Origin of the sequence: Sphingobacterium lumbrici, from assembly GCF_006476045.1 — a bacterium.
In the GTDB taxonomy this organism is placed as follows: domain Bacteria; phylum Bacteroidota; class Bacteroidia; order Sphingobacteriales; family Sphingobacteriaceae; genus Sphingobacterium; species Sphingobacterium lumbrici.
Genome location: NZ_SRZY01000011.1, coordinates 308912 through 330500 on the forward strand (window position 1 = coordinate 308912; position 21589 = coordinate 330500).

Consider the following 21589-nt stretch of genomic DNA (forward strand, 5'->3'; position numbering starts at 1 on the left):
ATGTCGTCGACAGATAATATCATCGAGATACAGGCATTTTTGCCACATCGTAAGCCCATGCTTATGGTAGATCATATCGCGGAAATATCTCCCGACCATGTAATATGCCATTTTTTGATTCGGGGAGACAATGTTTTATTAGCTGATGATCTTTTCCAAGAAAGTGGGTTAGTAGAGAATATGGCTCAGGTATGTTCTTCGATCGTCGGACAAACCTATTATGAGAAGGACTATAACGCGGAAGTCGACGAGCGGGCAATTGGATTTATTTCGGGCATAAAAAGTTTGCGTATTTTAGCACTTCCACAGGTAGGGGATCTCTTGATCACAGATGCAACATTGACATCGCAGTTTGATGGGCATGATTACAGTATCTGTACGATGCAGGTATCCAGCAGGGTCGGAGAAAAACGTTGTGCAGAGGCGGAGATCAATTTATTTTTAAAAAAGAGGAATAAATGAAGAAATCTGAAGTTCCACAGGATGATGGAAGAGTAGTCCAAAAAGGATCGCGGGAGTTGTATTATGCGCTGGATGAAAATGGCGAATATACAACGGCATTGAGTACGGGTTGGGAAGCCAAAAATATTGTACAAGACCATACGATGGAAGTTTTGCAGCAAGAAATAAATCAGGTCGGGGCAGATGTTAAATCAGGACTGAGTAGTCCGATTCAATACTTTATGTTACTCAACCGAATGGATTGGGGTTTACTTGCTGAATATACGGGATATTGGAAATGGCGCGTGAAGCGACATAATAAACCCGAGGTGTTCAGAAAATTATCAGATAAACAATTGCAGAAATATGCGGACGTGTTCGAAATTACTGTGGAGGAGTTAAAAAATTACAAAGGAGATTAATGCAATTAGATTTTACACATCACCAAACGGCACATTGTGAAAATGGTGTTGCGTCAAATTTATTGCGCAACAAGGGCTTAAATATTAGCGAGCCGATGGTTTTTGGTTTAGGATCAGGATTGTTTTATGTATATCTTCCCTTTTTAAGGGTCAGCAATGCACCCGGATTAAGCTACAGGCCTATGCCGGGATGGATATTCGGACGAATGGCTCGTCGGTTAGGTATTAAAATAAAACGTCAGAAGTTTTCGAGTAAAGAGCGGGCACAACAGCAACTCGATGATAACTTAAAAAATAATATTCCTTCGGGATTACAGGTAGGCGTATATCATCTGCCTTATTTTCCGGACGATTACCGTTTCCATTTCAATGCACACAATATTGTCGTATATGGAAAAGAGCAGCATGAATATCTGATCAGTGATCCAACCATGGAGGGTGTAAATCGCTTGACAGATAAGGAATTGGAAAAAGTTCGCTTCTCGAAGGGTGTACTAGCACCAAAGGGACATATCTATTATCCAACATATATCCCACAGGAAGAAACGATAGATTGGGAGAGAGCAATCCTCAAATCCATTAAAAAAACCTGTAATGATATGTTGGCACCTGTGCCTATCATTGGGGTTAGGGGAATGCGGATGGTAGCCCGTGCGATATTAAAATGGCCAAAGAAACATGGCGTTGCCAAAGCAAATTATTACTTAGCCCAAATGGTACGTATGCAAGAGGAAATTGGTACGGGCGGAGGAGGTTTTCGCTATATTTATTCAGCTTTTTTGCAGGAAGCGAGTAAAAAGATCGATAACCCCCATTTGCTTCAGCTTTCGGTAGAAATGACTGAAATTGGTGACTTATGGCGTGATTTTGCTGTTGCGGCCTCCCGTGTTTATAAAAAACGCAGTAACCAAGAAAATGTGTATGCGGCCTTATCTGCCGATTTAATGAAATTAGCTGATTTAGAAGAAGCATTTTTTAAGAAACTTAAAAAAGCAGTTTGATGGACTTACAGGCTATTATCCATGTCGAAAACCTTTCTAAACAATATAAGAATAGTGATTTCTTGGCTGTAGATAATCTATCCTTGGATATCCAAAAAGGCGAAATTTTCGGTCTCTTAGGGCCAAATGGAGCTGGTAAAACGACATTGATTTCCATGCTCTGCGGTTTGATAAAGCCGACTTCAGGACATTTTTTCATCGATCAGAAGACCTATAAGGAAAATGGTTTAGCGATTCGTGAATCTATTGGTGTAGTCCCACAGGAGTATGCGCTTTACCCTACCTTGACTGCTGATGAAAATCTAAGTTATTTTGGTGCTATGCATGGGCTGAAAGGAAAACGTCTGAAGGAGTTGATCAATGGTTCGCTAGAGAAGATGGGACTGATGCGTTTTGCGAATAAACAGGTAGGGACATTCTCGGGCGGTATGAAAAGGAGGGTAAATTTACTGGCGGGTGTGCTGCACCGTCCTAAAGTACTTTTTCTGGATGAACCTACGGTTGGGGTCGATGTACAGTCTAAAAACGCAATTATTGATTTTTTAAAAGAACTTAACGAGCACGGTACGACCATTGTTTATACATCTCATCACTTAATCGAAGCACAAGAACTATGTAATCGGATTGCTATTATCGAGGGGGGCAAAATCATCGCTCAAGGTACACCAAAGGCATTGATTAAGTCGGTTGTAGATGCACGAAATTTAGAAGATGTTTTCATTGCAATGACAGGAAGGGGGCTTAGAGATGGTATATAAACTGGGAATGGCGGTCAAAAAAGAATTGCTATTGCAAATACGGGATATCGGCGGGCTCATCATCCTCTTTGTGATGCCGTTGCTGCTTCTTATCACGATTACCGTCGTGCAAAAGGGATCCTTCGATTCGTTGCTCGGGACCAAAATACCCGTGTTGCTGGTAGACAACGATCAGGACTCTATCTCGCATGCTATCCAAAGGGAGTTAGGATCAATCGGAAACTTTACATTAGTCAATCAAATAGATGGTATACCGCTTATAGAAGAGGAAGCGAAGCAGGCCGTATTTAAGGGTGATTTCCAACTCGCGATTGTATTACCTGCCAACATGACGTCGGATTTGAACAGGCAGGTGCAACAGAATGTGGATCGTATTATGAGCGAATTCAGTTATGCCGAGGAAGATACCATAGCCGTTGAAAATCTACCGGTAGCCGGCAAAGAGATTAGATTATATTTTGACCCCGCGACTCAACCTTCGTTCAAAACCGCAGTAAAAAGCTCTATTGATAAACTAGTTGCCACGATCGAAACGGAACGCATTTATACTAAATTTCAGGAGCAGCTCAGCGACGAGGTAGACGATACGTTCGAACAGAAAGCATTCATCTCTTTTAAAGAAATCGGTCCTGAGAGAGAAGGCGAAGAAATAAAACCCGATGCCGGACAGCATAACGTGCCAGCATGGACACTATTTGCGATATTCTTTATCATCGTTCCGTTATCTATTAATATTGTAAAGGAAAAATCGCAGGGTACGATGATCCGCTTAATTACAAATCCTGTTCCCTATTATGTGTTTATTTTGGGTAAAACGATTAGCTATCTTTTTATTAGTCTGATACAGTTTTATCTGATGTTAGCCGTTGGTGTCTACTTATTTCCACTAATGGGGATTCCGGCTTTTGAAATAGACAATAACTTCTTGAAACTTTCGGTTTTAGCGATATTTTCTGGGTTGGCTGCGATTGGAACAGGTATAGCGGTAGGGACGATTGCGACTACACAAGAGCAGTCGGCACCCTTTGGTGCGACTTTCGTAGTGATATTGGCGGCAATTGGAGGGGTGTGGGTTCCCGTATTTATTATGCCCAAGGTCATGCAAGTTATTTCTAAGATTTCACCGATGAATTGGGCGTTGAACGGATTTTATGATGTATTGCTTCGGAATGGATCATGGATAGACATCATGCCTGAGATTATTTTGTTATTTTTGTTTTTCGGGCTTACTATAGCCATAGCCCTTATATATGATAAAAAGAAAAGAACTATATAACGAAATTCTTCACCTCAGCGTTTCGAAAGAATTGAACATCCGCTTTAATGAGGTAGATTCGTTGGGTATAGTATGGCATGGTCACTACATTTCTTATTTCGAAGATGGAAGAGAAGCTTTTGGCCTGTTGCATGGAATAGATTATCTAACGGTACAACGGGAAGGTTATACTACACCGATTGTAAAATCAATCTGTGAGCACAAATTGCCACTTCGGTACGGTGATGTATGCCGTATTGAGACCACCTTTGTGGATACACCTACGGCCAAATTGATCTTTCGGTATCGTATTTTTAATGCGCATGATCAGTTGGCCTGCACGGGAGAAACTGTTCAGGTTTTTTTAGATGCAGCGAACAATCTGGTGTTAAATACACCGGCTTTTATCATTGATTGGAAGAAAAAAATGGGTTTATTATAACGTGTTTTCTCCTGTATACATATCGAACATGAATTGTGTAACTCCTTTGGGTTTGGATTTACAGTGCAATTGGACGGCCTTATTGAAAGAGCATACCGGTATTGATGTGCATACGGTCGGAAGCTTTAAAAATATCTATACCGCGAAAATAAAAAACCTTCCTACTGTCCACGAGGATTTGACGTATTTGGAAACCATGCTCTATTTGGCAATAGAACCGCTGATAAGATCAAAAACTATACACGCGAAAACAGGATTTATTCTGTCAACAACGAAAGGAAATATAGATTTTTTATCGGAAGGAAAATCAGAAGAGGCACAGTTGAATAAGCTGGCTGTTAAAATAGCGGGTCTTTTTGGATTTATTACAGCGCCTATCGTCGTCTCACACGCATGTGTGTCAGGACTTTTAGCCGTTTCGGTTGCCAAAAGGCTAATCCAAATGGGACAATTTGATGAAGTTTTCGTACTGGCGGGGGATAAGGTAAGCGAGTTCGTCCTGTCTGGATTTAATGCTTTTCAGGCGATGAGCGCTAGCCCCTGCAAACCATTTGATGCAGAACGGGATGGTGTAACACTAGGCGAAGCTGCAGGCGCTATTTTGGTGACCAAATCTAGGGAAGGCGCATTAGTAGAAATTGTAGGTGAAGGCGCGATTAACGATGCCAATCATATTTCGGGCCCGTCGAGAACGGGAGAAGGATTATATCGAAGTATTTCTTCGGCGCTGAACGAAGCAGGTATCGACGCTACTGCGATTGATTTTATATCAGCCCATGGAACAGCTACATCCTATAATGATGAAATGGAAGCGATCGCTTTTGACCGTTTGGGCATGCACGAAATTCCGGTCAATAGTTTGAAAGGATATTATGGTCATACATTAGGTGCGTCTGGGCTGTTGGAATTAATTATTTCTATTTTATCTCTGCAGCATAACAAATTGATTCCCACCAAAGGATTTGTCAATAGGGGTACATCGAAGGATATCAATATCATTACCCAAAAGATGGATATTCCGTTAACTTATATTTTGAAAACGGCTTCGGGCTTTGGCGGAAGTAATGCCGCAGTAATTTTAAAAAGAGTTAATGGATAGCCCATTATACATATCGCATTATTGTAAAATAGAAAAAGGGCTTATTTCTGTTGATGGAAATGTTGTTTTTCATGCAGACGAAGCTCCATTTTCTGATTTTATCAAGCAGGCCTTTAAGCATCAACAGCTAGATTATCCCAAATTTTACAAAATGGATAATCTAAGCAAACTGGCTTTTTTAGCTGCCGAAGTGTTGTTAAGAGATGAGGAGGATAAAGAAGATATTGCGTTGGTTTTAGTCAATAAATCGGGAAGTTTGGACACCGATGTAAAGCATCAGGAGAGTATTCAAGATGCAGCTAATTTTTATCCGAGTCCGGCTGTTTTTGTATATACATTGGCCAATATATGCGGAGGCGAAATTAGTATCCGCCATGGGATGAAATCCGAGCAGGTCTTTTTCGTGAGTGATGCATTCGATGCCACCACGATTTTCAACTATGCGACGTATCTACTAGCAAGCCAGAAGGCAAAAAAAGTATTATGTGGCTGGGTTGAACTTTTCGAAGAAAATTATAAAGCAGTTTTGTGTCTTGTTGAACGTGCGGGAACTAAGCTACATACAATAAATAATATTAATCAATTAGTTAAAAATTAAAAATGGAAGAGTTAAAAGAGGAACTAAAGGGTAAAATCATTGAAGTATTAAACTTGGAGGATGTTGCGGTAGCTGATATCGATGATTCTGACGCTTTATTTGGTGATGGATTAGGTCTGGATTCTATTGATGCATTGGAGCTTATTGTACTTTTAGATAAAGAATATGGTATTAAATTGAGTGATCCTAAACAAGGTAAATCCATCTTCGAATCTGTAAATACCATGGCAGATTATATCGCTAAAAACCGAACGAAATAAGGATGCAGAACCGTGTTGCTATTACAGGTATGGGAATCGTATCGGCTATCGGATTATCGGTAGCTGAGAATCTCAATTCCTTGCGCAATGCACAGGAAGGGATTACGCAGGTAGACAATTTCGAGACTTCTTTGCGGAATAGGGTACGGGTAGGGGAGATAAAACTATCCAATGAGCAGTTGAGCGAAAAATTGCAGCTTCCGATTGATAATAGTATGACACGTACGGGTATGTTGGGGGCTTTGGCCGCTCAACAGGCTGTAGCGAGTGCTCAAATCGATGTGACATCGCCAAATTATCGGACGGGGTTGGTTTCTTCAACCAGCGTCGGAGGTATGGATATTACCGAGAAGCATTTTTATGCATATGAAAACAATCCCGAGCTTCATCGTTACATTGCCAGTCATGATGCCGGTGTATCTTCTCAACATATAGCCGACTACTTAGGCCTGAAGGGTTTCGTGACGACAATAAGTACGGCCTGTTCATCTGCTGCGAATGCTATTATGTTGGGTGCTCAACTGATTAAATCCGGTAGACTGGACCGCGTGATTGTGGGAGGTACGGATGCACTGAGCAAGTTTACGCTGAATGGATTTAATACGCTCATGATTCTGTCGGATACCTATTGTAAACCCTTTGATCAAAATCGGAAAGGTTTGAATCTGGGTGAAGCTGCGGCGTATTTGATCTTGGAATCGGATGAAATCGTCCAAAAGGAAAATAAAAAAGTGCTTGCTTATCTTTCGGGATATGGCAATGCCAACGATGCTTTTCACCAAACAGCCTCGTCCGAAAATGGTGAAGGAGCGTATCTTGCCATGCAAAAAGCATTTAGAATAGCCGGGTTAAGTCCGCAGGATATTGATTACATCAATGCACATGGTACGGCTACACCAAATAATGATTTGTCGGAAGGCCGTGCGCTGATTCGGGTATTTGGCGAGCAGGTGCCGGCATTTAGTTCGACCAAGGCCTATACGGGGCATACATTGGCTGCTGCGGCAGGAATAGAAGCCGTATATAGTATATTGGCCTTGCAAAATGACCTCATATTTCCGAATCTCAACTTCGAAACACCCATGGAAGAATTTCAATTGTTGCCACAAACGGGATTACTTCACCAACCCGTACATCATGTGTTGTCCAATTCCTTCGGGTTTGGAGGAAATTGTTCCACTTTAATATTCTCAAAAGCCTAATGAAGAATCCGTGTTATATTAATGGAGTAGGAGCGGTCAATGCACAAGGTACTTGGAGCGATGATCCTTTTACGCATATAACGGAGATCAGCAATCCGTTGACGATGGCGATCCAGCCTTCTTATAAAGAACTGATACCGCCTGCAATGATTCGGCGGATGTCAAAAGGCATTAAAATGGGAATATTTGCTTCGCAACAGGCTTTAGATGATGCGGCGATGGATCAGGTGGATGCGATTATTACGGGTACGGGTTTGGGATGTTTGGAGGATTCTGAAAAATTTCTGAGGAATGTATTGGATAATGATGAACAGTTTTTGACGCCTACTTCATTTATTCAGTCTACACACAATACCGTAGGTGCACAGATTGCGCTAAGATTGGGATGTAAATCGTACAATTTTACCTATGTAAACGGAGCGACATCGTTTGAATCTGCTTTATTGGATGCACTTATACAAATGGAATCGGAAGAGGCAAATCAGGTTTTGGTGGGCGGGATAGACGAAATCGCAGGGCAGACTTTTGTTCTTAAACAGTTAGTCCAAGAGGTGAAGGCGAATGGAACAGCAGAAAAACTTAGGGAATCAGAATCTCCAGGAGTCAATTTCGGAGAGAGTGGAACCTTCTTTGCGTTGAGTACCGCAAGAAAAGAAAATACGTACGCTCACATTGTAGACGTATCTATCCATAATAAGTTAGCAACAGAGGAGCTCACAGACTTCGTCACGTCTTTTTTAACCCGAAATCAGATTCGGTTGGCAGATATATCCGCTGTTGTCATAGGTAATAATGGCGATTTGGTGTACGACGGATATTATACCTCCTTTTGCGCTTTATTTGCGGATAAACCACAAGTTTTCTACAAGCATCTTGTTGGGCAATCGGATGTAGCATCTGCATTTGGACTAGCTACGGCTGCCTTTGTAGTAAAGAATCAGGTCATTCCAAAAACTATTCAATGGAATGCCGTCAAACATTCTAAGTTGAAGTATGTTTTACTATATAACCAATACTTAGGGAAAGATCATAGTCTCACTTTATTGCACCATGTGGAAACATAAAAACATAATCCCCATTTTACTTGTGTTCGGAATTATAAGCGCGTTGCTCGCTTTATTTGCCGTTAGCTCATGGTGGTGGGTGTTGTTAGTTGTGTTCGTATGGTTGGGCATTACGACTTGGGGTTCTTTTGATATCCGACAAGGCTATTTTACAGATGTATTTTATAAAAAGCAACGTGAAAGCCGTCGAAGAATTGCGCTTACTTTTGACGATGGACCTACCCCGATTACACTTGAAATTTTAGCATTACTAAAACAGCATCAAGCTAAAGCCACTTTTTTCTGTATTGGAAAACAGATCAACAAACATCCGGATATCTTCAGAAAAATTATAGAAGAAGGGCATACGATCGGCAACCATACGATGAATCACAATAAAGGATTTGGTTTTTTGAATGCACATCAAGTGGAACAGGAAATTGACAGTTGTGATGCATCTATTAATGATATTGTACCGCATAAGCCGCGTTTTTTTAGACCACCGTTTGGTGTAACTAATCCTTCTGTCGCTAAAGCAGTCCAAGAGACTAAACATCATGTGATCGGTTGGAGTAATCGTTCGTTGGATACCCTAATTGCGGATGAAAATAAAATATTTGATCGTGTATCCAGACGTTTGGTGCCGGGAGATATTGTTTTGTTTCACGACACATCGAATAAGACGCTTCGTGTTGTAGCCCGTCTCTTGGAATACATGCAGCGTGAAAACTTCGAATCGGTAACGGTCGATGAATTGTTAAATTTGCAAGCGTATGAACATTAAGATAGTTGTATTTACTTTTTGTTGTTGTTGGATGTCGATAGGTTTTGCCCAAGAGCAAACAATGTCGGCTTCGGATATCGCAAATTTCCAAAGTGCTATGCGTAAGTCCGTTGAGTTGAAAACGTTGACGGCCGACTTTACACAGTATAAGAAAGTAAGTTATGTCAAGAATGAGCTGGTTTCCTCAGGCAAGTTTTACGTGAAGAATCCAGATAGATTAGCGTGGATTTACCGTAATCCCGTATCTTCTGCCTTAATTTTTAAAGATAAAAAAATCACGATAGAAGAAAAGGGTGTTAAAAAAACGATGGATATCTCGCGCAGCAAGCAGTTTGAGAAGATTAGTCAGGCTATCCAATCCAATATGAATGGTGAAATTTATCAGGGAACGGAGTTTTTACTCTCCTATTTCCATACCAATAAGCAGTATATTCTGAAGTTAGACCCCCTGGCAAAAGATGTGAAAAAGGCGATGAAACAGCTCGTCCTTTATTTTGATAAGTCCAGCTACCAGGTTTCTGAAGTAAAGGTATTGGATAACTCCAATGGATTTACCCGATTTGTCTTTAGTAATCATAAGGTGAATGAGGCTATTGCTGATGTCGTTTTTGAGCTGTAAAATTTATCTTATACGCTCAATCTATGTGATATAATTGAATCTCAAAGCAAATTACAAATTGTGTTTTTTTTATTTGGTATCGTGAATGCAAAGCATTTTATATAAGTTTGAAAGCTAAAGAGGATATATGCTTTTACAAGACTTTTATACGTTGCGAGCGTTGGAGCAGATCGATAATCAAAAATATATCGCGTGCATTACGCTGAATAAAGACCATGATATTTTCAAAGGACACTTTCCAAATCATCCAGTTACTCCGGGTGTATGCATGATTCAGATTATTAAAGAGCTCACCGAAAGTATAGTCGAAAAACCGCTCTTTATGCACAAAGCATCTAACGTTAAATTCATGGCGTTGATTAATCCAGAAATTAACCCTGATCTAAAATTAGAACTTGACATTTCGGGATCCGGAGAGTCAGAATATAAAGTGAAAAATATCAGCTACTTTGACGACACCGTAGCGTTGAAGTTGGTAAGTACGTATAGATTGAAGTAATATGAAGATTTTAGTAGCTCTAGTTGTTTCCTTTTTCTGGATGTCCTCAATCGATCTGGGCAGTATTCGTGCCGATTTTGAGAAAGCAGAAAATTCGAAAGCAAATACCGAACACTTGTATAATCTACTGAAAGATTATGATAAAGGTGACCCTGTTATCCAGGCGTATAAAGGAGCAGCATATAGTTTACAGGCGCGATATACTACGGATAAAAAAGATAAGAAAGAATTATTTGTAGCTGGTGTCAAAGATATAGAAGCGGCCATAAAGAGTGCCCCGAATAATGTGGAAATTAGATTAATACGTCTGATTATTCAAGAGAATACGCCTAAGATGCTAAAATATAAGATGGAGATTGACACCGATAAGCAAATGATCTTGACGAATTTCTCTGCTCAACATACTGCTGTAAAAGGTCTTATAAGACGATATGCGACAAAACGTTCTACAGTTTTCACCGCTTCAGAAATGGACAAGTTATCAAAATAAATGCGCTAGAGATGCATGAGCCGATCCATATACAAATGAGCCGATTAGGTATAGCGGTTATTGTACCGACCTATAATAACCACAAAACCCTACAACGTGTTTTGGATGGGATGTTAGCATATACCGATCAGATCATTGTTGTGAATGATGGTTCTACAGATGGCACCTCACAAATTCTAACGGCATATCCGCAATTGCATCACATCACTTTCCCGGAGAATAAAGGTAAAGGGATGGCTTTGCGCTCGGGGCTAAAAAAAGCAAAAGACTTGGGTTTCAAATACGCCATAACAATCGATTCTGACGGACAGCATTATGCCAGCGATTTGCCCATTTTTGTGGAGGAAATAAGTGATGCGACACAGCCCCTGCTGTTGATAGGTAGTCGGAATATGGCGCATGAGTCCGTTCCCAAAAAAAGTAGTTTTGGAAATAAATTTTCCAACTTTTGGTTTTGGTTTGAGACTGGAATCAAGTTGAGCGACACCCAATCCGGATATCGCGCCTATCCCTTGGAAGTAATTCCAGCTCGTTTTTACACGCGCAAATTTGAATTTGAGATAGAGATCATCGTAAGATCAGCCTGGAATGGTGTCGCGGTAAAAAATGTGCCTATCCGGGTATTATATGATCCGGAGGAACGGATATCACACTTTAGACCATTCAGGGATTTTACGCGAATCAGTATGTTGAATACGGTATTGGTGTTTTTAACCTTTTTCTATATTATTCCGCGTAATTTTATCCGTTCTTTCAAAAAAAAAAGTCTAACTGATTTTGTGAAAGAAAATATTTTTGGAAGTGAAGATTCTCCTGAAAAAATGGCTGCTTCCATTGGTTTAGGAGTATTCATGGGTATAGCACCTGTGTGGGGTTTTCAGACAGCTATAGTGATTATTTTATCTGTGTTTCTGCGTTTAAATAAAATTTTGGCTTTTACCTTTTCAAATATTAGCCTCCCCCCTTTTATCCCCATAATTATATACGGCTCCTTAGCGGTCGGGAGTCTGTTGATACCTTCTGTAAACCAGCAAAGTTTATTTCTTCCCGATGAGATTAGTTTTGCAACTATTCAATCCCATTTAACTCAATATTTAGTAGGGAGTCTTATCTTAGCTACAGCAATGGCATTACTTATCGGTTTTGGTAGTTATGTATTGATCAAATTAAGAAATAAAAAGACTGTATCTGCTGATTAATGCACAACGTATTTTACCATATCTATTGTTGGGTACAACGGAATCGCTTTTTTTCGTGTTGTGTTGCAGCGTTATTTCTTGTCATCTTTGGATATTTGGCCTCCAAGATCCGTTTTGAAGAGGATATCACACAGATTATTCCTAAAAGTGAGAGATCTAACTTAACGACCAAAGCAATCCAACAAATTAACTTTTCGGATAAAATCACTGTTCTTTTGGAGAAGGGAGATGAAGGCAATGTCGACGATGTCATTTCCTTAGCCCAGGAAATTGCAGATACGCTATCACAGGATACGTTGTATATTTCTGAAATCATAGGACAAATAAACGATGAAGATCTCGCGGAAACGTATGATTTCGTTTTCCAAAATCTGCCGATTTTTTTAACATCAACAGATTATGACAGCATTGCAAAAAAAATTGCCCCCGCAGCAATAAAGGCAAAAGCTGCCGCCAATTATCACGCGTTGATCTCGCCTACGGGATTTGTGGCCGCCGATTTCATTCAAAAGGATCCGTTAGGATTGGCTTTTCTGGGATTGGCGAAATTGCAGGAGATAAATATAGGCGAGCATTTTATGCTGTACAATGGATTTGTTACTTCCAGGGATTCCAGTGCGGTGCTTCTGTTTCTAACACCTAAATATGCCGGTGTTGAAACGGAACATAATAAAGCCTTTGCCGATGAATTACATGCTATACAGCAGAGGTTGAATGTAAAATATCAAAATAAAGCTAATGTTTCTTATTTCGGTTCAGCTTTAGTTGCAGTAGCTAATGCTGATCAAATCAAATCAGACATTGCAAAGACGGTGCTGATTTCAATGAGTATTTTGATGATTCTTCTGGTTGTTTTTTACCGTAGGATCTATATTCCGTTACTCGTGTTTGTCCCCACGATTTTCGCAGGCGTGTTCGCTTTAGGTTGTATATATGTATATAAGCCTGTGATATCAGCCATTTCGATCAGTATAGGAGCGGTTTTAATCGGAATTACGATAGATTATGCACTGCATGTGCTGACACATTATAAAAAGAATACGGACGTTAAAATATTGTATAAGGAATTGACGAAACCTCTTATCATGAGTGGAGCGACTACTTCAGTAGCCTTTTTATGTTTGTTGTTTGTGCATTCTGAAGCACTGATAGATCTCGGTATTTTCGCAGCTATCACTGTCTTCTCTTCCGCGGTATTCACGTTATTGATCATCCCTCATCTTTATCGTGCAAAGAGGGAACTGATACATAATAGTTTTATAGATAAAATTGCGGCATTTCCGTTTGAACGCAGTAAACCCCTGATCGGAGTCTGTCTGCTATTGATTTTTGTTAGCTTTTTTACGAGCCGCAATGTCACTTTTAATGATGATTTGTCGGCTTTGAATTATGTTCCAGCAGATTTGAAAGAGGTGGAGCAAAAGCTTGATAAGTTAACGAACTCATCTGCTAAGTCTTTGTATGCTGTGGCTACCGGAAATACGCTAGACACAGCATTAGACCGCAATGCAGAAGTTGCCAATGTACTGTTGGCCGCGAAAGCGCGCGGGGAGATCATAAGTTTCTCCAATAGCAATACGCTGCTGCGGTCTGCACGGGATCAGCGCCAACAGATCGCGGAGTGGAATTCTTTTTGGCAGTATCACAACAAAAAAACGTTGGAAAGACAGCTACAACGAGAAGGAGCAGCTTACGGTTTTACGGCTGATGCGCATCAGGAATTTTATAACCTTTTGGCGAAGGATTTTACACCATTGACCTATAGCGATTTTCAGGATGTTCCGAATATGGGGTTAAAAGACTTCGTTGCAAGTAAAGGACATTTTTTTACCGTATCGAGTTTGGTAAAATTGGAGGAAGTGCACCGAAAGGAAGTTATCAGGTCCTTGGAATTGTTGGAAGGTGTGGTCGTGGTTGATAGGAAGCAATTAAATGAAACATATTTAGGAAAACTTCGGGACGATTTTAATTCGCTTGTCGGTTATTCATTTGTGGCAGTTTTGCTGATACTTTGGTTCTTTTTTAAACGGATAGAATTGGTTTTACTGGCTTCTATCCCGATCGGACTGACGGGGCTAGTTACTGCCGGCTTAATGGGGGTTTTCGGGCTTGAATTCAATATTTTCAGTGCCATTGTTTGTACGTTAATATTTGGACATGGAGTTGATTTTAGTATCTTCATGACAACGGCGCTTCAAAAACAATACGCCACAGGAAAGGACGAATTACAAATCTACCGTACATCAATCTTATTGGCCGTTTTGACGACTGTTTTGGCGATCGGTGCACTCATATTCGCCAAACATCCGGCATTGATTTCTATTTCTTCTGTGTCATTGATCGGCGTGTTTGCTGCGGTTATCATCACCTTCGTTTTCTATCCGATATTATTCCGATTTTTTATTTCTGATCGCGCAAAAAAAGGAAAATCTCCTTTTACGTTAACCATCTTAATCTTTTCTATTTTGCTTTTTGCCTACTATGGTCTGGGATGTTTGATCATGTCGGGTGTAGGGAGATTTATTTTTCCACTTCTTCCGATAGGCAGAGAGCGGCAGAAAAGCTTGTTCCGCAGCATGACAGGGACGTTCATGAAGTCGGTGTTGTATTTCCATCCGTTAACACGCAAGAAGACCCTTAACCTGTATCAGGAAAATTTTAAAAAACCAGCTGTTATTATTGCTAATCATAGCTCTTTTTTAGATACACTTACAATGGGCATGCTGATCCCGAAAATGATAGTGTTGGTAAACGACTGGGTTTGGAGATCCCCGATTTTTGGAAAAGCTGTTCAAGCTTTGGGATTTTATCCGATAAGTAAGGGAGTAGAAGAAAGTTTGGATTTTATTCGGCAAAAAGTTGAAAGTGGTTTTTCGATTGTTGTTTTTCCAGAAGGAACACGCTCTTATGATAATAGGATCGGACGTTTTCACAAAGGCGCATTTTATTTGGCGGAACAACTTAAAATGGATATCCTTCCTGTTTACATACACGGAAATGGAGATGTATTGCCAAAAGGTGATTTCATGATATTTGATGGGAAACTGACTTACGTTATCGGTAAGCGAATAGCAATTGACGATTTTACTTTTGGAGTCTCCTATTCGGATCGAACGAAAATCATATCAGCCTATTTCCGGCAGGAATACACGATATGGAGGGGAAAATTGGAAGATGAGCATTATTTTATATCCAAAATAAATATTGCCTACCTATATAAAGATCAGGAGATAATGCAGTCTGTGCGGGTAAGTTTGGAAACGAATAAAATGCTTTTTTATAATCTGAATGCACATATATCTGGACAATATAATATCGTAGTGCATATTTCTGATACCTATGGCGAATTGGATTATTTACTGTCCTTGCAGGATGGGGCTAGAAAATTAGTGGGCGTCATAGCTGATCAAGAAAAACGGGAAGTGGCTGACAGTATTTATTGGAAGCAGCACCGACGCATTCGATTCGAAGGGAAAATGGAAAAGGGCGATATGTTGTTGATATCATGTCGTTTAGGGATTAATGAAATAACAACGATTGATTTTGCTGGTTTTTCAAAAATAATCAATGTGAACACGTTGAATGATTTGGATTTCCTGATCCAACAAGGATTCGAAAAAATCTGTGTTGGACACAAAATTGAACTTTACAAGAAAGTAATATGAACCGTGAAGAGTTTGATGTCATAATAGTGGGTAGTGGGTTAGGGGGGCTGGTGTCTGCTGTTGTGATGGCCAAGCACGGTTATCGCGTTTGTGTTCTTGAAAAAAACAATCAGTTTGGAGGTAATTTGCAAACTTTCTCGCGAAATAAGAAGATATTCGACACGGGAGTGCACTATCTGGGCGGGTTGGATGAAGGACAAAATTTATTTCAATATTTCGCTTATCTTGGCATAATGTCGTCGTTGAAGTTGGAGCGTATGCCAACAGTTTTTGATGAAATTTTATTTAGCGGCGATGAAAATAGATATCCCATTGCGCAGGGATATGACAGGTTTGTAAATGAACTGCTGACTTATTTTCCAGACGAAGAGGATGCTTTGCGAAGGTATGTAACGGATTTACAGGATACGTGTAAGGCATTCCCGTTATATAACCTGGAAGATAAGGGGGGCTATTCGCAGAAGGTGTTAGATTTAAGCGTGAAGAAGTATTTTGACGATCTCACGGCTAATAAAAAGCTGAAAGCGGTATTGGTGGGTGCTAATTTTTTGTATGCGGGAGAGGAGTCGAAAACACCATTCTATGTGCACGCGCTTTCTGTCAATTCATATATATTAAGTGCTTTTCGCTGTGTAGATGGAGGAAGTCAGATTAGCAAGCTCTTGATTCGGGAACTCAGGAAACTTGGGGGTAAAGCTTACAAACGCCAAAAAGTCACAACGTATCATTTAAAGGAAGGGAAAATTTCCGCTGTCGAAACAACGGAGGGTAACCGGTATGCAGCTGATTTATTTATTTCAAATACAGATCCGAAATTAACACTGTATCAAATAGGACAGAATCATTTCCGTAAGGCTTATTTTGAGCGTATTACGGCGCTGCCTGCTACAGTGTCTTCTTTTAGTGTGCATTTGGTACTTATGGAAAAAAAAGTACCGTATAGCGCATCTAACCTTTTTTATCATCAGAATTCGGACTCGGTGTGGTCAGCTTCTGGATATGCAGCAACAGCCTGGCCTGCCATGTATATGCTTTCGATGACGGAAGACAAACAAAATGCAGGTTATGCGGATACGATGACCATTCTCACCTATATGCGGTTTGATGAAGTCGCGGAGTGGACGGATACGTCCAATACCGTGGTAGAAATCGGGGTTCGGGGAGCGTCGTATGAAAGATTTAAGCAACAGAAAATAGATCAAATGGTGGCCGAGGTAGAAAAGGAAATTCCTCATCTTCGTGAAGTTATTAAAGCAAGGTATGCCTCTACACCGTTATCTTATCGTGATTATATCGGCAATTTTGAGGGTAGTTTATACGGGCCTTTAAAGGATTATAATGATCCGCTGAGAACAATTATTTCTCCGAAATCAAAAATTCCAAATCTTTATTTTACAGGGCAAGGGGTAAATATGCACGGAATTTTGGGGGTCACTATAGGTGGGATAGCTACTTGTGCCGAAATTTTAGGACATGCTTATTTAATTCGTCATATCCGGGAATCATTATCTTCTTGATATCCGGTTTAATAATTGGCTTTAGTTTGTTTGTAGTTTATTATCTTCGGATAATTTTAACAATAAATATAGGAGATGGGTAAAAGTACGATAGCCTACCGTTCGTTGGAGGAGATTAAATACTTTCAAGAGCAGTTACTAAAACTTCAATTGCAATATCTGGATGATCATTCTCCATTCTATAAACAGTTGTTTTCTACCCACGGGATCGAGGTGAACTCTATTGAAACGATAGAAGACCTGAAAAGATTACCCCTCACCTCCAAGAATGATTTACAATTGTACAATGATGATTTTTTTTGTGTTCCTCAACATAAAATTGTCGATTACTGTACGACCTCCGGTACCTTAGGATCACCGGTGACTTTTGGTTTAACGGATGAGGATCTGGATCGATTGGCAAAAAATGAAATGCAATCTTTTCAAATTGCAGGTGTTCGGAAAGGTGATGTGGTACAGCTGATGACTACGATCGACCGTAGATTTATGGCTGGATTAGCCTATTTTTTGGGTCTCCGAAAATTAGGCGCGGGGATCATTCGCGTTGGATCAGGCATTCCTCAGATGCAATGGGATTCTATTCTTAAATACAACCCGCGTTATTTAGTTTCTGTTCCTTCTTTTCTTTTAAAATTGATAGAATTTGCGGAGCAGCATGGTATTGACTATAAAAAATCAAGTGTGAAGGGCGTGATTTGTATCGGTGAAGCGCTTCGTGATAAGGAATTGAACAACACCGTGCTAACGCAGCGGATCTTGGACAAATGGGATATAAAATTGTATTCCACTTATGCTTCAACTGAGATGGGTGCCGCTTTTACGGAATGTGAATATTTTCAGGGAGGCCATGTTCAGCCAGAGTTGATTATTACAGAAATATTGGATGATGAAGATAAGCCTGTTACAGATGGCGAGAGCGGAGAATTAGTTGTCACCACATTGGGTGTACAGGGTCTACCCCTGTTGCGGTTCAAAACTGGCGATATTGTACGTAAGTATACGGCGCCCTGCAAATGTGGACGTAATACGTATCGAATAGGAGCTGTGGAAGGTCGAAAACAACATATGGTGAAGTATAAGGGAACAACTTTATATCCACCGGCAATGCATGATCTATTAGCTGGTTTTCCCCAGATTTTGCTTCATCAAATTGAAATTTCACATAATGAAATTGGTACCGATGAGATCATTATTCGTGTATCCTCTTCCGATATATCAGAAGAATTTTTGAATGAAGTGAAGGATCATTTCCGTGCTAAGTTGCGCGTTGCGCCAAAGATCGAGTTTGTCGCTTTTGAAGAACTGCAACGATCGGTTTTCAATCCGTTAAGCCGGAAACCAATTACTTTTGTCGATAACAGAGAAGCATAAAATACGTATTTTCTGTTATCTTAATAATTCCTTTAAATCATCGGGAGATAATGATTTGACAAAACTTTCTTCTGTTGTAATCAACGCCGTAGCAATTGACTTTTTGCGGTTTTGTAAAGCCACTATCTTTTCTTCAACGGTATCTTTACTGATGAATTTGTAGATAAAAACATTCTGTGTTTGTCCGATGCGATGTGTTCGGTCAATAGCCTGCTGTTCCACGGCCGGATTCCACCACGGATCGAGTATAAAGACATAATCGGCTTCTGTTAAATTTAAACCGACGCCTCCGGCTTTGATGGATATCAGGAATACTTTGGTGTCTTTGTTTTCCTTGAAGTTTTGTACGGCATCCGCCCGGTCTTTTGTTGCACCGTCCAAATAAGCATATTTGATTTTATGTTTGTCAAAATGTGCCTTGAAAAGCTGGAGGTGTTTTACAAATTGAGAGAAAATTAAGACTTTGTTCTGTTCCGAAGAAATAGACTCTAGCATTTCTAAAACTGCTTGGAATTTACCTGAATTTTCGTCAAAATTTTCATCAACCATTTTTGGATGATTAGCCAGTTGCCGCAATCTCGTTAATCCCTGTAATAGCGTGATCTGCGACGTTTTTCCATTTTGTTGTACGATTCCATCTAATAAGGCATTGCGGTACTCTGACTTCGTGGTTTCGTACATGTCGCCTTGTTTTTCGGTCATTTCACAATAAATGATCTGCTCTGTTTTCGGAGGTAGTTCCGTGGCGACTTGGTTCTTCGTACGGCGGAGAACAAAAGGTTTTATAATGGCTTGAAGCCTTTGCGCTTTTTCCTCATCTTTTTTCTTTTCAATGGGTACAACAAATTCCTTTTGAAAGAATGCGTAGCTTCCCAAAAGACCTGGATTCGTAAAGTGCATTTGCGACCAGATATCGGAAACGGAATTTTCAACCGGTGTTCCGCTCAATGCTAATTTGTTTTTGCTTTTGAGTGTTTTTATTGACTTGAACGATTTTGAAGTTGGGTTTTTAATATTTTGACTTTCGTCTAAAATAATGTAATTAAAAAAAAACTTTCCTAAAATAGCTTCGTCGGATCGTACGATGCCGTAAGTGGTGATGACCAGATCGAAATGTGAGAATGCGAAGGGGTCTTTGAATCGATTGGATCCGGTATGTAATAAAATACGCAATTTAGGAGCGAATCTATCTGCTTCCTTCTGCCAGTTGTATACCAGGGAAGTGGGTAGAATGAGTAAAGAGGTTTTGGCATGATCGGTGCTTTTTAGATCTTCTTTCTGCTTCTGTAAGAATGCTAATGTTTGTACGGTTTTTCCAAGTCCCATGTCGTCGGCTAATACACCTCCGAACTTGAATTCCTGCAGAAAATGAAACCAGTTGTAACCCGCTTGTTGGTAAGGTCTTAGCTGTCCATTGAAATGAAGAGGGGGATCAATAGGTGAGATTTTTTCAAAATTAGAAAGATGTTGAAGTTTGCGGCTCATAGTAAGTGCCGTATGTTCGCTAATTTCATGCAGCAGACCAATATGTGCCTTATTAAATTGCAGCATGTCTTTCTTTACGGAAAAATGGAAAAGGTGTTCATATTGTGCAAACCATTCTTCCGGAAGAATGGCAATCTCTCCGTTTGGTAATTCAAATTCTTGAATGCGATTTAGAATATGATCCCTAAGCTGGATAAAAGGTATTTTATAGGGACCAAAATTGGCAAAGGCGCGTACATCAAACCAATCGTTATCTTCGTTAACTTCTATATCCAATGAAGTTTTTCCGATAAAAAAGTTTTTGTCACCCGTTTCCTGTTGAATTGCAAAACCTTTCTCAAGAAGATCGCTCTGGTTTTCATTTAGCCAGCTAAAAATCGATTTTCCTTGATCGGTGACGTAGCTTCCAAATAAAGCGTCTAATTTTTTTAAACCGAGTTCATGGAGGATTTCTCGTTGTTTTTCTTCCCAAATAATTGATCTTTTGATGCGGATGAAGGTATACAGGTCTTTTTCCGGCTCGTATCGCATACGGACAGAGATCTTATGCTCTCCTCCGGCGGAAAAGGAGTAATCTCCATAGGTAAAAGAAAGTTTGAGATGCGACTCCCCATCTTCTACATAATTTAACGTTAAAACCGGGATAGCATCTTCTTTAATGGTTTTAATGTCGAATCCTTCGGCATATACATTGTGCTTTTCAATTAATCCGGTTACAAAAGTTTCGAAATATTTTCGTTCCGTGGTACGGCCCACAGTAATATATCTTTTGTTTAGGAAGGGGCTGAGCTTTTTACCTTCCAAAGGTTGGTCAAAATGATATAATGTGTTTTCCAATAACAGCCAGGCTTGTTGATTGATAATCACTTCCGCATTCTTGAACATAAATTCCATGCGGTGTCCGTTATATTTTAGTGTAGGAAAGTAACGGGTTTCTTCTTCACTGCGTCTAAAGTGGAAGAGAATGGAAGTGGGTTGATCGGCAATTTTAAGTACTTGATCCGCGGGGTATCCATCTTTTTTACTCATCAGAAATAAAGGCTTGTAGCCAATGAGTTCCAAGACCTTCAACATTTTTTGGTCAAGTTTAGGGCGAATATAACCGTACAGCTTTTGGTCAAAAACGTTAGAAAAGTAGTCCATTGGACGGATTGCTTTCTTATGAAATCGCTTGATCACATGTGTTTGCTCAATTTCATCCAAAAGCTTGATTATTTTATAATCATCTTCGTCCAAAGCCGATTTAAATTCATCTACCGTATTGGTAAAAACCCGCTTGTATGATAAGGAGTCTGAGCCATTGGAGTTCAGCTGAACGATATGAGGCTCAATTAAATAGCCTAAATAAGGATGTTCTCCTAATGAATATATTAAACGGTACGGTACGGAATTATCTATCTTTTGCATCAAAACCAATTTCCCCTTAAAAAAGGCTTCTA

The 21589-nt window shown here is 40.0% G+C and carries 20 protein-coding genes; 19 read left to right on the top strand and 1 reads right to left on the bottom strand.

Going from position 1 to position 21589, the window contains the following annotated elements; translation table 11 throughout:
- The 19 genes from E4F24_RS03415 to E4F24_RS03505 all read left to right on the top strand — a co-directional run bounded on the left by E4F24_RS03415 (position 1) and on the right by E4F24_RS03505 (position 18665).
- Entirely contained in the window at positions 1-462 is a 462-nt protein-coding gene (locus E4F24_RS03415; RefSeq protein ID WP_140937250.1) for a hotdog family protein, read from the top strand.
- Positions 459-863 (top strand): flexirubin biosynthesis protein DarG, encoded by a 405-nt coding sequence (locus E4F24_RS03420; protein WP_140937252.1) that lies wholly within the window; start codon positions 459-461, stop codon positions 861-863. Before E4F24_RS03415 ends, E4F24_RS03420 begins: the two co-directional genes overlap by 4 nt.
- On the top strand, positions 863-1864 hold the full coding sequence (locus E4F24_RS03425; protein ID WP_140937254.1) for a BtrH-related acyltransferase DarH: 1002 nt from the start codon (positions 863-865) through the stop codon (positions 1862-1864). Before E4F24_RS03420 ends, E4F24_RS03425 begins: the two co-directional genes overlap by 1 nt.
- Complete coding sequence (locus E4F24_RS03430; RefSeq protein ID WP_140937256.1) at positions 1864-2622, top strand: ABC transporter ATP-binding protein; 759 nt, start codon at positions 1864-1866, stop codon at positions 2620-2622. The genes E4F24_RS03425 and E4F24_RS03430 overlap by 1 nt, the downstream gene beginning before the upstream one ends.
- Positions 2623-2629: 7 nt before the next feature.
- On the top strand, positions 2630-3898 hold the full coding sequence (locus E4F24_RS03435) for an ABC transporter permease (RefSeq protein WP_140937258.1): 1269 nt from the start codon (positions 2630-2632) through the stop codon (positions 3896-3898).
- Positions 3873-4319: an acyl-CoA thioesterase gene (locus tag E4F24_RS03440; RefSeq protein ID WP_140937260.1), complete on the top strand. Its 447-nt coding sequence runs from the start codon at positions 3873-3875 to the stop codon at positions 4317-4319. The genes E4F24_RS03435 and E4F24_RS03440 overlap by 26 nt, the downstream gene beginning before the upstream one ends.
- Positions 4320-4347: 28 nt before the next feature.
- Positions 4348-5418, top strand: coding sequence for a beta-ketoacyl-[acyl-carrier-protein] synthase family protein (locus E4F24_RS03445; RefSeq protein ID WP_140937263.1), 1071 nt, complete (start codon positions 4348-4350; stop codon positions 5416-5418).
- Positions 5411-6016: a beta-ketoacyl-[acyl-carrier-protein] synthase family protein gene (locus E4F24_RS03450; protein WP_140937265.1), complete on the top strand. Its 606-nt coding sequence runs from the start codon at positions 5411-5413 to the stop codon at positions 6014-6016. The genes E4F24_RS03445 and E4F24_RS03450 overlap by 8 nt, the downstream gene beginning before the upstream one ends.
- Positions 6017-6018: 2 nt before the next feature.
- Positions 6019-6276, top strand: a complete 258-nt coding sequence (locus E4F24_RS03455) for a phosphopantetheine-binding protein (protein WP_140937267.1) — start codon at positions 6019-6021, stop codon at positions 6274-6276.
- Between the two features lie 2 nt (positions 6277-6278).
- On the top strand, positions 6279-7478 hold the full coding sequence (locus tag E4F24_RS03460) for a beta-ketoacyl-[acyl-carrier-protein] synthase family protein (protein WP_140937268.1): 1200 nt from the start codon (positions 6279-6281) through the stop codon (positions 7476-7478).
- On the top strand, positions 7478-8542 hold the full coding sequence (locus E4F24_RS03465; protein ID WP_140937270.1) for a beta-ketoacyl synthase chain length factor: 1065 nt from the start codon (positions 7478-7480) through the stop codon (positions 8540-8542). The genes E4F24_RS03460 and E4F24_RS03465 overlap by 1 nt, the downstream gene beginning before the upstream one ends.
- Positions 8529-9305: a polysaccharide deacetylase family protein gene (locus E4F24_RS03470; RefSeq protein ID WP_140937272.1), complete on the top strand. Its 777-nt coding sequence runs from the start codon at positions 8529-8531 to the stop codon at positions 9303-9305. The genes E4F24_RS03465 and E4F24_RS03470 overlap by 14 nt, the downstream gene beginning before the upstream one ends.
- The gene (locus E4F24_RS03475) at positions 9295-9924 is read left to right on the top strand and encodes a flexirubin biosynthesis/transport protein LolA2 (protein ID WP_140937274.1); all 630 of its coding nucleotides are present in this window, start codon (positions 9295-9297) and stop codon (positions 9922-9924) included. The genes E4F24_RS03470 and E4F24_RS03475 overlap by 11 nt, the downstream gene beginning before the upstream one ends.
- Positions 9925-10051: 127 nt before the next feature.
- The gene (locus E4F24_RS03480) at positions 10052-10423 is read left to right on the top strand and encodes an ApeI family dehydratase (protein WP_140937276.1); all 372 of its coding nucleotides are present in this window, start codon (positions 10052-10054) and stop codon (positions 10421-10423) included.
- Position 10424: 1 nt separating this feature from the next.
- The gene (locus E4F24_RS03485; RefSeq protein WP_140937289.1) at positions 10425-10913 is read left to right on the top strand and encodes a hypothetical protein; all 489 of its coding nucleotides are present in this window, start codon (positions 10425-10427) and stop codon (positions 10911-10913) included.
- Between the two features lie 35 nt (positions 10914-10948).
- Positions 10949-12112, top strand: a complete 1164-nt coding sequence (locus E4F24_RS03490) for a DUF2062 domain-containing protein (RefSeq protein ID WP_181182373.1) — start codon at positions 10949-10951, stop codon at positions 12110-12112.
- Positions 12112-15777, top strand: coding sequence for an MMPL family transporter (locus tag E4F24_RS03495; RefSeq protein ID WP_140937292.1), 3666 nt, complete (start codon positions 12112-12114; stop codon positions 15775-15777). Before E4F24_RS03490 ends, E4F24_RS03495 begins: the two co-directional genes overlap by 1 nt.
- Positions 15774-17294 (top strand): phytoene desaturase family protein, encoded by a 1521-nt coding sequence (locus E4F24_RS03500; protein WP_140937293.1) that lies wholly within the window; start codon positions 15774-15776, stop codon positions 17292-17294. Before E4F24_RS03495 ends, E4F24_RS03500 begins: the two co-directional genes overlap by 4 nt.
- 75 nt (positions 17295-17369) lie before the next feature.
- Positions 17370-18665, top strand: coding sequence for a flexirubin biosynthesis putative acyl-CoA ligase FlxY (locus tag E4F24_RS03505; RefSeq protein WP_140937294.1), 1296 nt, complete (start codon positions 17370-17372; stop codon positions 18663-18665).
- Between the two features lie 15 nt (positions 18666-18680).
- On the opposite strand, the gene E4F24_RS03510 is transcribed toward E4F24_RS03505, so the two are convergent.
- Positions 18681-21557, bottom strand: coding sequence for a DEAD/DEAH box helicase (locus tag E4F24_RS03510; RefSeq protein WP_140937295.1), 2877 nt, complete (start codon positions 21555-21557; stop codon positions 18681-18683).
- Positions 21558-21589 lie beyond the last annotated feature (32 nt).

Excerpts from the sequence above, each read along its gene's own strand:
- E4F24_RS03465 (WP_140937270.1), top strand. The coding sequence starts at position 7,478 with ATGAAGAATCCGTGTTATATTAATGGAGTAGGAGCGGTCAATGCACAA.
- E4F24_RS03435 (WP_140937258.1), top strand. The coding sequence starts at position 2,630 with ATGGCGGTCAAAAAAGAATTGCTATTGCAAATACGGGATATCGGCGGG.
- E4F24_RS03450 (WP_140937265.1), top strand. The coding sequence starts at position 5,411 with ATGGATAGCCCATTATACATATCGCATTATTGTAAAATAGAAAAAGGG.
- E4F24_RS03510 (WP_140937295.1), bottom strand. The coding sequence starts at position 21,557 with ATGCAAAAGATAGATAATTCCGTACCGTACCGTTTAATATATTCATTA.
- E4F24_RS03455 (WP_140937267.1), top strand. The coding sequence starts at position 6,019 with ATGGAAGAGTTAAAAGAGGAACTAAAGGGTAAAATCATTGAAGTATTA.
- E4F24_RS03495 (WP_140937292.1), top strand. The coding sequence starts at position 12,112 with ATGCACAACGTATTTTACCATATCTATTGTTGGGTACAACGGAATCGC.
- E4F24_RS03475 (WP_140937274.1), top strand. The coding sequence starts at position 9,295 with ATGAACATTAAGATAGTTGTATTTACTTTTTGTTGTTGTTGGATGTCG.
- E4F24_RS03480 (WP_140937276.1), top strand. The coding sequence starts at position 10,052 with ATGCTTTTACAAGACTTTTATACGTTGCGAGCGTTGGAGCAGATCGAT.
- E4F24_RS03490 (WP_181182373.1), top strand. The coding sequence starts at position 10,949 with ATGAGCCGATTAGGTATAGCGGTTATTGTACCGACCTATAATAACCAC.
- E4F24_RS03500 (WP_140937293.1), top strand. The coding sequence starts at position 15,774 with ATGAACCGTGAAGAGTTTGATGTCATAATAGTGGGTAGTGGGTTAGGG.
- E4F24_RS03415 (WP_140937250.1), top strand. The coding sequence starts at position 1 with ATGTCGTCGACAGATAATATCATCGAGATACAGGCATTTTTGCCACAT.
- E4F24_RS03460 (WP_140937268.1), top strand. The coding sequence starts at position 6,279 with ATGCAGAACCGTGTTGCTATTACAGGTATGGGAATCGTATCGGCTATC.
- E4F24_RS03470 (WP_140937272.1), top strand. The coding sequence starts at position 8,529 with ATGTGGAAACATAAAAACATAATCCCCATTTTACTTGTGTTCGGAATT.
- E4F24_RS03505 (WP_140937294.1), top strand. The coding sequence starts at position 17,370 with ATGGGTAAAAGTACGATAGCCTACCGTTCGTTGGAGGAGATTAAATAC.
- E4F24_RS03420 (WP_140937252.1), top strand. The coding sequence starts at position 459 with ATGAAGAAATCTGAAGTTCCACAGGATGATGGAAGAGTAGTCCAAAAA.
- E4F24_RS03425 (WP_140937254.1), top strand. The coding sequence starts at position 863 with ATGCAATTAGATTTTACACATCACCAAACGGCACATTGTGAAAATGGT.
- E4F24_RS03445 (WP_140937263.1), top strand. The coding sequence starts at position 4,348 with ATGAATTGTGTAACTCCTTTGGGTTTGGATTTACAGTGCAATTGGACG.
- E4F24_RS03430 (WP_140937256.1), top strand. The coding sequence starts at position 1,864 with ATGGACTTACAGGCTATTATCCATGTCGAAAACCTTTCTAAACAATAT.
- E4F24_RS03440 (WP_140937260.1), top strand. The coding sequence starts at position 3,873 with ATGATAAAAAGAAAAGAACTATATAACGAAATTCTTCACCTCAGCGTT.
- E4F24_RS03485 (WP_140937289.1), top strand. The coding sequence starts at position 10,425 with ATGAAGATTTTAGTAGCTCTAGTTGTTTCCTTTTTCTGGATGTCCTCA.